Origin of the sequence: Streptomyces sp. NRRL F-6676 (assembly GCF_000725625.1) — a bacterium.
Classification (GTDB): domain Bacteria; phylum Actinomycetota; class Actinomycetes; order Streptomycetales; family Streptomycetaceae; genus Streptomyces.
The window spans coordinates 73,972-89,188 of the sequence record NZ_JOHS01000040.1 but is presented as its reverse complement, the minus strand read 5'-3'; the positions used below and the strand labels follow the sequence as shown (position 1 = coordinate 89,188).

The 15,217-nt window shown below is 67.9% G+C and carries 7 protein-coding genes; 5 read left to right on the top strand and 2 right to left on the bottom strand.

Annotated features, from left to right (window positions below):
- Positions 1-32 precede the first annotated feature (32 nt).
- Both IO29_RS22860 and IO29_RS22855 read left to right on the top strand, forming a co-directional pair.
- Positions 33-281 (top strand): acyl carrier protein, encoded by a 249-nt coding sequence (locus tag IO29_RS22860; RefSeq protein ID WP_030382897.1) that lies wholly within the window; start codon positions 33-35, stop codon positions 279-281.
- 137 nt (positions 282-418) lie between these two features.
- The gene (locus tag IO29_RS22855; RefSeq protein ID WP_030382896.1) at positions 419-1,690 is read left to right on the top strand and encodes a beta-ketoacyl-[acyl-carrier-protein] synthase family protein; all 1,272 of its coding nucleotides are present in this window, start codon (positions 419-421) and stop codon (positions 1,688-1,690) included.
- Positions 1,691-2,057: 367 nt separating this feature from the next.
- On the opposite strand, the gene IO29_RS22850 is transcribed toward IO29_RS22855, so the two are convergent.
- On the bottom strand, positions 2,058-2,552 hold the full coding sequence (locus IO29_RS22850) for a DUF3145 domain-containing protein (protein WP_030382895.1): 495 nt from the start codon (positions 2,550-2,552) through the stop codon (positions 2,058-2,060).
- A gap of 276 nt (positions 2,553-2,828) precedes the next feature.
- On the opposite strand from IO29_RS22850, the gene IO29_RS22845 reads away from it, so the two are divergent.
- Together IO29_RS22845 and IO29_RS22840 are read left to right on the top strand one after the other, a co-directional pair.
- Complete coding sequence (locus tag IO29_RS22845) at positions 2,829-3,722, top strand: SGNH/GDSL hydrolase family protein (protein ID WP_030382894.1); 894 nt, start codon at positions 2,829-2,831, stop codon at positions 3,720-3,722.
- Between the two features lie 166 nt (positions 3,723-3,888).
- A complete protein-coding gene (locus tag IO29_RS22840; protein WP_030382136.1) occupies positions 3,889-4,872 on the top strand; it encodes an aldose epimerase family protein in 984 nt (327 codons plus the stop codon).
- 96 nt (positions 4,873-4,968) lie between these two features.
- On the opposite strand, the gene IO29_RS22835 is transcribed toward IO29_RS22840, so the two are convergent.
- Positions 4,969-8,130: a hypothetical protein gene (locus IO29_RS22835; protein ID WP_158709339.1), complete on the bottom strand. Its 3,162-nt coding sequence runs from the start codon at positions 8,128-8,130 to the stop codon at positions 4,969-4,971.
- A 431-nt stretch (positions 8,131-8,561) separates the two neighbouring features.
- On the opposite strand from IO29_RS22835, the gene IO29_RS40090 reads away from it, so the two are divergent.
- Entirely contained in the window at positions 8,562-15,149 is a 6,588-nt protein-coding gene (locus tag IO29_RS40090; protein WP_158709338.1) for a restriction endonuclease fold toxin, read from the top strand.
- Positions 15,150-15,217 lie beyond the last annotated feature (68 nt).

The window sequence follows — 15,217 nt, the reverse complement described above, 5'->3', positions numbered from 1 at the left end:
ACCCTCTGGATACACACCGAAGGAGCGCCAACATGGCCGCCACGCAGGAAGAGATCGTCGCGGGTCTCGCGGAGATCGTGAACGAGATCGCCGGCATCCCGGTCGAGGACGTGAAGCTGGAGAAGTCCTTCACCGACGACCTGGACGTCGACTCCCTCTCCATGGTCGAGGTCGTCGTCGCCGCCGAGGAGCGCTTCGACGTCAAGATCCCCGACGACGACGTCAAGAACCTCAAGACGGTCGGCGACGCCACCGAGTACATCCTCAAGCACCAGGCCTGATCCGCCGATCACCTGGGCCGGGGCCGTCCGGCGGACCCTGCCGGCGCCGCCGGCGGCGGCCGCCGCACACGGCCCCACTGCCCCGCCACCCGGCGGTGGCGCCGCTTCATCCTCGTAACGTTGGAGAAAGAATCCCCGTGAGCTCGACCAATCGCACTGTGGTCGTCACCGGTATCGGCGCAACCACACCGCTGGGTGGCGACGCGACTTCCACCTGGGAGGGCCTGGTCGCCGGACGCTCCGGCGTGGGTCCTCTGGAGCAGGACTGGGCCGCCGACCAGGCGGTCCGCATCGCCGCGCAGATCGCCGTGGAGCCCTCCGAGTCGATCCCGCGGCCGCAGGCCCGCCGCCTGGACCGCTCGGCGCAGTTCGCGCTGATCGCGGCCAAGGAGGCATGGGCGGACGCCGGGTTCACCGGCAAGGCCGGCGAGGACCCCGCCGTCGACCCCGACCGCCTGGGCACGGTCATCGCCTCCGGCATCGGCGGCGTGACCACCCTGCTCGACCAGTACGACGTGCTGAAGGAGAAGGGCGTACGCCGGGTCTCCCCGCACACCGTGCCGATGCTGATGCCGAACGGTCCTTCGGCCAACGTGGGGCTCGCCGTGGGCGCCCGCGCGGGCGTGCACACCCCCGTCTCGGCCTGCGCCTCGGGCGCGGAGGCCATCGGCTACGGCATCGAGATGATCCGTACCGGGCGGGCCGACGTGGTCGTCGCCGGGGGTACGGAGGCGGCCGTCCACCCGCTGCCGATCGCCGCGTTCGGCAACATGATGGCGATGTCCAAGAACAACGACGACCCGCAGGGCGCCTCGCGCCCCTTCGACACCGGCCGGGACGGCTTCGTCCTCGGCGAGGGTGCGGGCGTGATCGTCCTGGAGTCCGCCGAGCACGCCGCCGCGCGCGGCGCCCGCGTCTACGCGGAGGCGGTCGGCCAGGGCATCTCCGCCGACAGCCACGACATCGTGCAGCCGGAGCCGGAGGGGCGGGGCATCTCGTACGCCCTCCAGAACCTGCTGGACCGCACGGACCTGGACCCGGCGGAGATCGTGCACGTCAACGCGCACGCGACGTCGACGCCGGCCGGTGACATCGCCGAGCTGAAGGCGCTGCGAAAGGTGTTCGGCGACGACGCCGACCACATCGCGGTCTCCGGTACGAAGTCGATGACCGGCCATCTGCTCGGCGGCGCGGGCGGCGTCGAGTCGGTCGCGACGGTGCTCGCCCTGTACCACCGGGTGGCGCCGCCGACGATCAACGTCGAGAACCTGGACCCGGAGGCGGAGGCCAACGCGGACGTGGTCCGCGGCGAGGCCCGCAAACTCCCCGTCGAGGGCCGCATCGCCGCCCTCAACGACTCCTTCGGCTTCGGCGGCCACAACGTGGTGCTGGCGTTCAGGTCGATCTGACGGTCCGACTGCCCCGCCGGCTCAGGGCTCTCACCCCCGAGGGGGTGGGAGCCTTTGCCGTGGGCGGGGCGCCCTGGAACCCGGGCCGAGCGGATCGAGCGACCGAGCGGCCGAGCGGCCGAGCGGATCGTGTGGCGACTGCGGGCGCGTCGTGGCTGATCGCGCGGTTCCCCGCGCCCCTGAAAAGCCCCGGGCGCACCCGGTCTCTCAGGGGCGCGGGGAACTGCGCGGCGCACCCCCACCGGCCGTCAGCCGAAATCGCACCCCGGGGTCCAAGGGGCGGAGCCCGTTGAAGGGACGGGAAGGGCAAGGGCGGCGGGGGCGAGAAAATCCCGGGCGCACCCCCGGTGCGCAACCGGACCGCAGCTCAGACGACCTGGTGGAGCCACCGCACCGGCGCGCCCTCGCCCGCGTAGCGGAACGGTTCCAGCTCGTCGTCCCACGGCTTGCCGAGAAGCTTCGCCAGCTCGCCTTCCAGCTCCGTCTCCCCCCGCTGGGCCCGCACCAGCGCCGCCCGCAACCGGTCCTCCGGGATCAGGATGTCCCCGTGCATCCCGGTGACCGCATGGAAGATCCCGAGCTCCGGCGTACAGCTGTACCGCTCCCCCTCCGCGGCGGCGCACGGCTCGGCCGTCACCTCGAACCGCAGCAGCTGCCACCCCCGCAGCGCCGACGCGAGCTTGGAGGCGATCCCGGCCTCACCGCGCCAGGAGAACTCCGACCGCCACGTCCCCGGCGAGGCCGGCTGGCGGATCCAGTCCAGACTCACCCGGGTCCCGAGCACGCCGGCGATCGCCCACTCGACGTGCGGGCACAGTGCGCGGGGCGCGGAGTGCACGTACAGGACTCCACGTGTCGTCACCTGAACCTCCGGGCAGAGCGGCGCATTGTGTAACTTTACGGAACGACGGTGGCGGGGGCGGCCACGTGGCGAGGCTACCGTGCGACGGTGCCGGGAGTGTGACGTACCGTCGGTCCCAGTGCGCGTGAACCCCGAGGTTTCACCCATCGGGACGCGGCACTGAGCGACCGTGGCCGCCAACACGCCCGTCTTCTGCATACGGATCACCGGACGGTCACGTTCACCACAGAGGCCACACATTCGCGATCAGTTTCCGATCAGGAGGGGAACCAGGGGATGGGGAACCAGGCGCCGCGCGGCCAGAACCGCCGGATGCGGGCCGCGGCCGCGGTGGCCGCCGCCCTCGTACTGGGCGCGGCCGGCTGCGACTCCGGCGGCGGCACCCCGCACTCCGCCGCCACCAGCCGCTCCGCCCCCGTCTGGGACACGAGCCCCGACTCGATCGCGGCCGTCGGCGACTCCATCACCCGCGGCTTCGACGCCTGCAACGTGCTCTCGGACTGCCCCGCCGTCTCCTGGGCCACCGGCAGCGACGCCTCCGTCGACAGCCTCGCGGTACGGCTCCTCGGCAAGGCCGACGCCGCCACGCACAGCTGGAACTACGCGGTGACCGGCGCCCGGATGGCCGACGTGCCGGCCCAGATGGCCAAGGCCGTACGCCGCAGGCCCGAGCTGGTCACGGTGATGGCCGGCGCCAACGACGCCTGCCGGGACAGCACGAGGCAGATGACCCCGGTGGCCGACTTCCGCGCCGAGTTCAAGGACGCGCTCGCCACCCTGCGCGCGAAGCTGCCGAAGAGTCAGGTGTACGTGGCGAGCGTGCCCAACCTCAAGCGGCTGTGGGCGCAGGGCCGCACCAGCGCGCTCGGCAAACAGATCTGGAAGCTGGGGATCTGCCCCTCCATGCTCGGCGACGCCGACGCGCTGGACACGAAGGCGACGCTGCGCCGCGACGCCGTGCAGAAGCGGGTGGAGGCGTACAACAAGGTGCTGAAGGAGGTCTGCGCCGAGGACGCCCGCTGCCGGTTCGACGGCAACGCGGTCCACGACTACCGCTTCGGCCCGGCCCAGCTGAGCCACTGGGACTGGTTCCACCCCAGCCGCGACGGGCAGGCCCGACTCGCCCAGATCGCCTACCGCACCATCACCGCGAAGAAGCCCGTGACCTAGGGCCTCCCCCAAGCTCTCAACTTCGTTCGAGCAGGGGGGACCCCCACCGCATCGACTCCCTCCTCCGCCTTGCAGCTGCACGCACCAGACCCCGCTCACCGGCGGTTGAGTCGACACCGTCACCCTCCTGCGGCCTGATCCAAACGACAGGCCCTAGCCTTTCCCCATGAATCAACTTTTCGGCACGCTTCCGGACGGCACCGAGGTGCACCGCTGCACGCTCGAACGGGCCGGGGTACGGGTGCGGGTGCTGTCGTACGGGGGGATCGTGCAGTCCGTCGAGGTCCCGGACCGCGAGGGGCGCACCGCCAACGTGGTGCTGGGTTTCGACTCCCTCGACGGTTACCTCGGCTGTCCCGCGCCGTACTTCGGGGCCCTGGTCGGGCGGTACGCCAACCGGATCGGCGGCGCCCGCTTCACGCTCGACGGCCGGACGTACACGCTCGCCGCCAACAACGCGCCGAACTCCCTGCACGGCGGCGAGCACGGCTTCGACAAGCGCGTGTGGGCCGTCGAGGAGATCGAGCACGGCGTACGGCTGTCCCGGGTCTCGGCGGACGGCGAGGAGGGGTTCCCGGGCCGTCTGGAGGTGTCCGCGGCGTACACGCTGGACGCGGACGGGACGCTGCGGATCGCGTACGAGGCGGTGACGGACGCGGCGACCGTGGTGAACCTGACGAATCACAGTTACTGGAACCTGGCGGGGGCCGCGCCCGGCACGGGTGGCGCGGCGGGGCACGAGCTGTCGCTCGCCGCGGGGCGGTACACGCCGGTGGACGCTGACCTCATCCCCACGGGGGAGGAGGCGGCGGTGGACGGGACGCGGTTCGACTTCCGGACGGCGCGGAAGGTGGGCACCGGGTACGACCACAACCTCGTGCTCGACAAGGGCGTGACGGGGGTGGCGGAGCCGGTGGCCGAGCTGTACGACCCGGCGTCGGGGCGGGTACTGACGGTGGCGACGACGGAGCCGGGGGTGCAGGTGTACACCGGCGACCATCTGCCGGCGCCGTTCGTGGCCGGCGACGGCGTCGCGCTGGAGACCCAGCACTACCCGGACTCCCCGAACCGACCGGAGTTCCCCAGCACCCGCCTGGACGCGGGCCAGACGTACCGCTCGGAGACGGCGTACGGGTTCGCTACGCGGTAGGGGGCGTTGGCCGGCGGGGGAGGTCGCTCGCGCTCCACAGGTGGCGGTGAACGCCTCCCCTTCGGCCGGCATCCGCCGCCCCTGTGCGCAGCGCGGTCAGGAGATGTTGGTGATGGTGGTGTCCCAACCGCTGGCGCCTACGAGTTGCGGTTTGCGGTGGGTGGTGGGGCCGCCAGGATAGAAGAGAAGGCAGCCGCTTGGGCATGTGGTGGTCTGGTCTGCGCCGCCGGCATCGGTGTAGTTGACGGTGTAGCCGGTGTCGGCGGGTGTGGTGGCCCAGAAATCGCCGTAGGTTTCGCCCGTGGTGGGCTGGAACTGGTGGTAGGTGGTGTCGGTGCCGGCGTCGGGATCACTGTAGGTGGCGGTGGTAACGGTTCCCTGCACGTTGCCGGGAGAAGCGAGGTGGGGGCGCTGGTCCCAGCCCGCTGTTCCGTAAAGGGTGCGTGAGCCGAGGGAGAAGGTGCCGTTGGTGAGGCGGCCAGGGTAGAGAAACAACTCGCCGGTGCTGGGGTCGCGGGCGAGGATGTCTTGGACACCATCGCCGTTTTGGTCACCGATGGCGAGGTTGGTGTAGTCCTTCCAGCCGCCGTTGCCGATGACTGTGCGGTTGTTCAGGTCGAACGGTTCGGTTTGGTCTTGTCCTCCGCCGGCGACGGTGTTGCCGGTGTACAGGTACAGCTTGGCGTTGGTGCAGGCGGCTGTGGTGCATTCGATGGTGATGAGGTCGTTGCCTGCGGCGTGGCCCTCAGCTGTGTTCTTGTCGATGTCCCCGGGGGCGATGAGCTGCCGGACGCGGCTCCAGTCGGTGGCGTCGTCGACATTTGTGTGTTCGAGCTCGGTCCGGGTGTCGTAGGCGGGTCGGCCCTGTCCGTCGCCTCCGTAGACGTAGAGCTTGTTGTTGCTGAGGCGGACGACGAAGTCCTCGTACCCGTCGATGGCGGCACCGGGGCTGGTGAAGCCGCGGAGGTCGCCGCGGTGTGCGATGAGGGCGCCGCCCCAGCCACCCGTCCCGACGGTTTCGGCGGCGGAGACTTTGCCGGTGCCGTCGCCCGCGTAGAGGCGCAGCTTGCCGGTGTTGTCAACGGCGACCATGTCGGTGTAGCCGTCGCCAGTGATGTCACCGGCAAGGTCTGTCCGTGCCAGGCCGGCGCCGGGGTCCTTGCCGGGGGCGTAGACGAAGTCGGAAGGGGCCGTGCTGAGAATGACGGCGTCGGTGTCCGTGTCGTAGGGGGAGTGGTTGCCGGCCTTGTCGAAGGCGAGTACGTGCAAGGTGCTGTTCGGCGTGCCACTGGGGGTCACGGTGACACGTGCGCTGTGCTGATCGGCGCTGACGCTCACCCAGTTGCCGTTCGAGCATCGGGCGCTGGAAATGGACACGTACTGGTCAGTGGTCCAGCAGAAACCGGCCAGGTCGTTGGCGGTATTGGAGAACTGCAGCTGGACGGGTTCGCGGGCAGTGTAGATGTCGGTGGCTTGGTTGGCTGCTGAGCCGTCGGTGTTGGTGACCTTGACGGTCTCGGCAGGGCCGACGCGGTCGACGGAGAAACTACACGACGCGGTGTAAGCGCTGTAGGTGTTCTCCTCGTCCTTGGCACGGACCTTCCAGGTGTACGACCCATTGGGGAGCTTGCTCGCTGCCACGGTGACGGAGGCGACCTGACCGGTGGAGACCCTGTCTGTGGGGGAAGCGACCGTGGTGCCGGCGGAGTTGGTCACGGAGAACTCACCGGTGACCTTTCCGCCGTCCTTGTCGCCGAGTTTGGCGGTGAGCGCGATGCCGCTGTTACCGATCAGACCGTTGCAGGAGACGGGTTTGTTGCCGTCTCCGCCAGGACTCCACGAGCCTTCGTAGGCGTCGTGGTCGTTGACGGTGGGCTTGTAGTTGTAGGTGACTTCCAGGGCCGGGTTGTTGGTGAACCGCTTGAAGCTATCGTGATCGCCTTCGTGACTGCTGTCGGCCCGCAGGCCGAAGACGAGGGTGCCCCAGCCGTTGTCGGCCGCCTTCTGTACGTAGTTGGTGAGTGCTGTGGAGTGGTAGTCGTGACCGAGAGAGCCCGGGCAGTAGGTGGGATTGCCGTGGGCGTAGGAGGCCGAGTCGAGCCTGTCCGCCCAGCTCGGCTGGTTGTTCCAGGTGGGAGTGGTGCCGATACCGCCGGTGGACCACAGCTCGGTTGCCCCGGCAGCTGAGGCGTCACATCCCCAGGAGTAGGTTTCGACGGCGGCGAAAGTGGACTTGAGGATGTCCGCGCCTGCCAGGCCGTCGGTGTTCATCGCGAAGAAGGAGCGGGTTTTGCCGGTGCCGTTGAAGCCGACTCGGGGTTCGTCCTTGGGATTGTCGGAGTTCCAGCCGGAGCCATTGGGGTAGTCGGCGTTGGGGGTGGCGGAGTAGACGACGGCCCACTTCTCGCGTTTCCCGCCGGAAAAGGGAGGGTCCACCACGAGCGGGAACTGGTCGGCGGTGGCCAGCAGGGTGGGATCCGGGGTCAGGGTGAGTGTGTTGCCGGAGACCTCGACGCCCACGGGCCCTGTGCTGGGCTGGTCCTCCGTGTCTCCTGATGCGGTGAGGGACCTCTTGGACGCTGTCGCGGTGGCGGCCGGCTGCTCCCACATCTTGGGGCGCGGGGCGCTGAAGACGACGTTGCCGTCCGCGTCGGTGGCGGTCAGGTTGTCGGAAGCATCTTCGGTGAGAGTGACTCCCACGGTGGCGACACCGAGTTTGATGCTATGCACGGCTGGATCAGCTGCGGCTTGCGGGGTGTTGATGATCAGGTCTTCCGCGAACCCGTCGACCTCGGCGCTGATCTTGAGGTCGACGTCCGGCAGGACCGCCTTGTACAGGGCGGTGTTGCCCTCCAGGACGGGCTGCGGCAGGGCGGTGGGCCAGGACAGGGACAGTTGCTTGTCGTCCTTGGTCATGGTGGCCAGCGGGGTGGTGCCGCCGCCGGAGAAGGTGATACCGAAGGTCGGTGAGGCCGGGCCGACCGAGCCGTCAGGACGCTGCACCATGGTGGCGTCGGCTTTCTTCCACACACCCTCGTATCGGGACCATGTGGGAGTGGAGTACTGGCGGCGTGTGGTGGTGCCGTCGGGGTTGGCGAAGGTCTCGGCGTCTTCCTCACGCCGGTCCAGGACCTCGACGGGGTGCCCGGTCTTCGCGGCCAGGGCAGACGCCTTGTTCTCGGAGCTGGTCAGAGGCGTTAAGGGTGAACCGTCTTCTGTCACGGCGGGAGCCGCGGCTGCGGCGGGAAAGGTCTGCACGCTGACGCCTGCCGCCGGGAAGGCGAGGGCAAGGAGAGCCGCTGCCGCACGTCTTTTTCTGCCACGTGCGCGCTGAGGATATTTCATCGGGGTCCTTTCAGGAAGCACGCCTCGGAGAGTACGTGGAACCTGCAGATTAAATCGCCAAGTCACGGCCTTAAACCTACGCAACGCTTGATTTACGGCGACTACCGCACACGTAATCACAGATCCTCCACATTTCTCCTCTTTGTGAAGATTACTCCGCCTTGATCTTCATTGTTGCAGGTTGAGGCGTGTTTCATCATGATGACCTCATGAAGATCGTTTTGCTCGGCAGGGCGGACCGATGGAATTCCAGAGACTTCGGCTGCCCTCTTGTGCATGGGGCATCCATTCGGCTTTCCTGTATCTGATCTTTTTAGTGATCAGGCCTAGGGGTGGGGATTTCCATGGCGTTACGCCGCAGTTCGGGCATGCCGTTTTCGGCTCATCGGTCATTGCGGGTGCGTCACCTGGTCACCACTCTGGTGGGCCTGCTCTCCGTGGTTTTGTGTCTGACCCTGCTCGAAGCGCCTGGCTGGGCCGCACCCGCTGCCAAGTTCTCGCCGCGTCCGGTGCCAAAACCCACATCAGTACCGGGCAAGGACCTGGTCTCCCATCACGCGGCAGTGCGTTCGCAGTCCGACCTGAACATCTGGCACCCTCCCGGGAAACCGACGTGGCCGACCGGAGGAAAAGCAGACGTCTCCCTGCCGGCCGCCGCTGCGGGTGCGGACGCGAAGCGCCGTGCCCGCCGGGTGCAGGCCGGGTCGCTCCCAGTGCGCGTCGGCAGGCCCTCCCGTCCCGCCCTGGGCGGCAAGGGTGCATTCCGTGCCGCTGCTGTCGCCGGTCCCAACCGCGTGCACGTGACGGTTGCCGACCACGAAGCCACGCAACGGGCCGGGATCGAGGGCCTGCTGCTGTCGCTTCAGTCCACTGACACCTCTACGGCTGGGGCGGCCGATGTTCAGGTGGACTACGCGGGCATCGACTCGGCGTACGGCGCCGAATGGGCCTCGCGTCTGCATCTGGTGCGGCTTCCCGCCTGCGCCCTGACCACGCCGGAGACTGCCAAGTGCCGCCAGGGCGTGCCGCTGGCGACGGACAACGACACAGAGGCTCACACCCTGACCGCGACTGTGGCGCTTCCCCCCGCCCAGGGCGCGTCCGGCTCGTCTGCGCCGGCAGCCGGTAAGACGTCCGCGCAGAGCATGGTGGTTCTGGCCGCCGAAGCCGGTGCGTCTGGTGAGGAGGGCTCGTTCAAGGCGACGTCGCTGGCCCCGTCCGGGTCGTGGTCTGCAGGCGGGAACTCCGGCGGGTTCGGCTGGAGTGTTCCCTTCGCGGTGCCGTCGGTGCCGGGCGGTCTGCAGCCCACAGTGGGGCTGTCCTACAACTCCTCGGCAGTGGACGGGCGGACGTCCTCCACCAACAATCAGACCTCGTGGATCGGTGAGGGCTGGGAGTACTCGCCCGGCTACATCGAGCGCACCTATGCCCCGTGTGAGAACGACAAGCAGGGTGGCAACAACACCGAGAAGGTTGGCGATCTGTGTTGGAAGTCCCAGAACGCAACCCTGTCGCTGAACGGCCGGTCCACTCCTCTGGTGTGGGACTCCGGGAAGAGTCTGTGGAAGCCGGCTGAAGACGACGGCTCACGCGTCGAGCTGATCAAGGGCAGTGCCCCGGACGATGTGAACGGCGACCAGGACCACGAGTACTGGAAGCTCACCACCGTCGACGGCACCCAGTACTGGTTCGGGAAGAACCGCCTGCCCGGGTGGAGCAGCGGCAAGAACGAGACGAACTCCGTCTTCACCGTTCCGGTCTACGGCAACCACAGCGGTGAACCCGGCCACGACACGGACTTCGCCTCCTCGGTGCAGACCCAGGGCTGGCGCTGGAACCTCGACTACGTCATGGACCCGCACAACGACGCCATGGCCCTGTACTACACCAAGGAGACCGGCCACTACGCGCAGAACAACAAGATCGACGACCCCGTCTCCTATATCCGCGGCGGCTACCTGACCCGTATCGACTACGGCCTGCGTGCCGGTGAAGCGCTCACCACCACCAACCCGGCGGGTCAGGTGAAGTTCGGCGTGGCGGACCGGTGCCTGTCCAACTGCACCTTCGACGAGGACCACGCCACCAGCTGGCCGGACGTGCCGGTGGACCTGGACTGCACAGCCGACAAGCAATGCCTGGAAGCGTCCCCGTCGTTCTGGTCGCGCAAGCGCCTGACGACGGTCAACACCTTCGCCCTGCAGGGCAGCACGATGCAGCCGGTCGACACCTGGACCCTGACGCACCAATACCCCGGCACTGGAGACGTCTCGACGCCCGCGCTGTGGCTTGCCTCGATCCAGCACACCGCCAAAGCCGGTGCGCTGCCCGACATCAAGTCGCCGACGAAGATCACCACCGGCGGCACGCTGATGCCGAACCGGGTCGATTCCGCCGAGGGCCGCCCCCCGCTGAACAAGTACCGCATCACCCGGATCACCAGCGAGACCGGCGCCGACACGCTGGTCACCTACAGCCCCGCAGAGTGCACCACCGGCGACCTGCCCGCACCGGACAAGAACACCAAGCGCTGTTACCCGTCCTGGTGGACGCCGGACGGCGCAGTCGACCCGGTCAAGGACTGGTTCCACAAGTACGTGGTGACCCAGGTGGTGGAGGACGACACCACCGCCGGCACCGGCTCGGCGTCGAAGACCACGACCTACCAGTACGCCGACGGCCCGAACTGGCGACGCGACACGAACGAGTTCACGCTCGACAAGCAGCGCAGCTGGAACGACTTCCGCGGCTACGGCACGGTGCGTACCCTGACCGGCACTACCAACCGCACCAAGACCGAGAGCACGTACTTCCTCGGCATGGCCGGCGACACTCTGTCCGACGGCAGCTCCAGGGACGTGCCCAAGGTCAACGGCATCACCGACCGTAACGACTTCTCCGGCCGGACCGCTGAGACCCGCACCTACGACAAGGACGGCACCGGCGGCAAGGTTGTCGCCAAGACCACCTACACCCCCTGGGAATCCGACGCCACCGCCACCCAGCACATCACCGGGATCACCGACCCCGACAAGTCGGGAACCGCCGGACCCAAACTCCCCGACGTCGTCGCCCATCTGTCCGGGACGGTCACCGAGAAGGCTTCCACGCTCCTCGACGACGGCGCGACGTGGCGCACGCTGACCACCTCCCGCACTTACGACCCGGTCTACGGCCTGGTCACCTCCGAGGGCGACAACGGAGACACCGATCACGGCGTCAAGCCCGTGTGCAGCCGCACCACCTACGTCACCCCCGACAAGAGCAACTGGCTGATCGCCTACCCAAGCGAAGTGGTCGCACTCAGCTCTCCGCGCTGCGAGGGCGAGACCGGAAACACATCCGTCACCAGCGCCACCCGGACCTTCTACGACGGCCAGTCGCTGGGCACCGCGCCCAAGCCTGGCCAGGTCACTGTCACCAAGACCGAACAGGCGTCGAAACTCGGCGACGACGGAGCTCTGACCTGGGACACCACCAACCAGGCCTCGTACGACCGGTACGGGCGCGTGACCAGCAGCAAGGGCCAGGACGGACAGACGACCACCACCACCTACAAGCCGGCCACCGGGGCACAGCCGACCACTGTCACCGTCACCAACCCCAAGGGCCAGACGACCACCACCAGCTTCGACGGGCTGCGCGGCCTGGCCCTTGCGACCACGGATGCCAACGGACGCACGGCGACGAGTGAATACGACAGCCTGGGCCGCCTGACCAAGGCATGGAGCACCGGCCGGGCCACCACCGACGACCCCAACGCCACCTTCACCTACAACGTCTCTGCCACCGCGCCGTCAACCGTCACGACCAAGCAGCGCCGCGAAGACGGCACCTGGGGTACCTCCGTCACCCTCTACGACTCCCTCCTGCGCGAGCGTCAAACCCAGACCGACGCCGTAGGCGTGACCGGACGCACCATCACCGACACCTTCTACGACACGCACGGCCGCGCCTTCCAGACCGACGCACCGTTCTACAACGACCAGCCGGTCTCCACCACGCTGCTCACCGTCACGCCGAACCAGATTCCCGCATCGACGGTCACCGAGTACGACGGCCGGGGCCGCCCCACCGCCGCCCTGACCCTGTCGCTGAACGTGGAGAAGTGGCGCACCACCACCACCTACGGCGACATCTGGACGGCCACGCTGCCCCCGGACGGCGGAACGGCTGAACTCGCCATCAGCGACATCCGCGGCCGCACGATCGAACGACGCGAATACAAGGACCGCACCCCGGTCATCAGTGCCCCGGCCGACCACTACGAAGCGACCCATTACGCCTACGACCCGGTCGGCAACCTCACCAAGGTCACGGACGCATCCGGCCGCAACACCTGGACCTACACCTACGACCTGCGCGGACGCCAGACAGCGTCCAGCGACCCGGACAAGGGAGCCAACACCACGGTCTACGGCAAGGACGGCCGCATCGCCACGACCACCGACGCCCGGAACACCACCCTGGCCACCACCTACGACGAACTCGGCCGCAAGACCAGCCTGCGGATCGGCTCCACCACCGGCACCAAGCTCGCCGACTGGACGTACGACACCGCCACCGGAGGCAAGGGGCTGCCCGCCACCTCCACCCGCTACGACACCTCCGTCACCCCAGCCGCCGCCTACAAGACGGAAGTGACCGGCTACGACGCCGCAGGCAACTCAACCGGCACCAAGGTGACAGTGCCCTCGGTGACCGGAGAGGAAAAACTCGCCGGCACCTACACCGTCGCCACCACCGCCACCCCCGTCAACAACCTGCCCAGCACCACTGCCTACAGCACCACCAACACCAACGCCACCACCGCCCTGCCCGCGGAAGAAGTCACCGATCACTACGTGCAGGACCAGCTCTCCATCGTCGAGGGCACCCTGAACCAGGCCTACCTGCGCGGCGCCACCTACACCCCCTTCGGTGAACTCGCCCAGGCCCAGCTCGGCAACGCCGGCACCCTCGTCACCCAGACCCTCAGCTACGAGACCATCACCCGACGCCTGGCCACCTCGATCACCGACCGCCAGGCCGCCGGCCCGAAAACCCTCTCCAACATCAAGTATTCCTACGACACCGTCGGAAACATCACCCGGATCCGCGACGACCAGAACGACGGCACCGTCGTCGACGATCAGTGCTTCACCTACGACTGGGCCCGCCGCCTGAGCGATGCCTGGACCACGGGCGACGGCTGCACCACCACATCGGTCAACGGCACCGGTGCCCCCGCTCTCGGCACCACCGACCCCTACTGGACCAGCTGGACCTTCACCGGCAGCGGCGACCGCGCCACGGAAACCGAGCACATGGCAGGTCCCGTCACCGCCGACACCACCCGCACCTACAGCTACCCCACCACCACCGGCGCCGCGCAGCCCCACGCCGTCCGCACCGTCACCGCCACAGGAGGAGCAGCCGGCGCCGACGCCTATCAGTACGACACGACCGGCAACCTGACCAAGAAGACCCCCGCCAGCGGCCCCGCCCAGGAGCTCACCTGGAACGAGGAAGGCAAGCTCGCCGCCTCCACCGTCTCCGGCGCCACCACAAGATTCCTCTACGACGCCGACGGCACCCGCCTCCTCAAGCGGGAACCCACCGCCACCACTCTCTACCTGCCCGGCGGACAAGAACTCGTCCTCACCAAATCCACCAGCGCCCTGGCCGGGACCCGCTACTACACCGTGCCCGGCGGCTCAGCCGTACGCACCAGCAGCGACGGAAGAGTCCGCATCCTCGTCGCCGACCCGCACGGCACCAACACCCTGTCCATCTCCGCCACCACCCTCGCCTTCAACCGCCGCAAAACCCTCCCCTACGGAGCCCCCCGCGGCACCGCCCCCACCTTCTGGCCCGGCCAGAAAGGCTTCGTAGGCGGCGACATCGACCCCACCACCGACCTCACCCACATCGGCGCCCGCGACTACGACCCCACCACAGGCCGCTTCATCAGCGTCGACCCCGTCCTCGAGCTGGACAAGCCCCAAACCATCGGCGGCTATGCCTACAGCGCCCACAACCCCATCACTTACAGCGACCCCACGGGACTCTGCACGAAGGACATCTGCGGCGGATTCGGCCAGAACCCCCTGAACAAAGACCCGGGCACATTCCATGGCGATCCAGCGGACTCCAACAAGGAGACCGCCGGCAGAGGCGGCACGGGCGGTAGCAGCGACAACAGCGGCACCTACAACAGTGGAAGCAGCAGCAACTCAACAAGCAGCGGCGGCAGCAGCTGGTGGGACGACTTCGTCGACTGGGGTAAAGAAACGGTTGCGCCCGTCCTGCACTACGGAAACACCCTGGCCCATGATCCGAACTTCTGGAACGGGCTGTTCCAGTTCACTGTCGGCACAGGCACTGGAGCCGGAGGCCTCCTGCTTAGCGCCTCCGGATTCGTCGAATGCGGGACAGGCGTCCTTTGCATAGCAGGAGCCCCTTCCATTGCAGGCGGCGCCGGCCTCACTGTCACCGGTTACACGGCTGCCCAAAACGGTGCCGGTCTGCTGGGAAAGGCGTTCTCCGAAGCATCAGCCGATGCGTCTGGCTCATCGTCTTCCGGATCATCGATGAACGGCGGAATGGGCGATCTGGTAAAAGTCAACAAGCCCGATGCATCGGCGGATGCCCTGGCCGAGCGCCTCGGCGGAGAATCACGGGTAAAATTCGAGAATGACCCGGAAGGTCGAGAATTCGACGCCGTGAGTGACACATACGTAGCTCAGGCGAAACCCGCTAATTTCATCCTCGGGAAAAAATTCAGGAAGCAGGCTGCCGCTACTTTCCAGATGGCCACGGCTACAGGGCGGGTTCCCTACTTCCAATTCGATGGTCCACCAGGAGCAGGGGTGGTTGGTGCCATCAGGAGATATACTCAGCGCTACCAGATGCCGGCAGTGATCGACACTGAACCGCTAGTTGTCCCGTAGGGCGCGAGTGAGGCGAGGAGCGGCGGAAGTATGACACTGTACGTGTCAGTACGAGGGTGGCTGGAGTG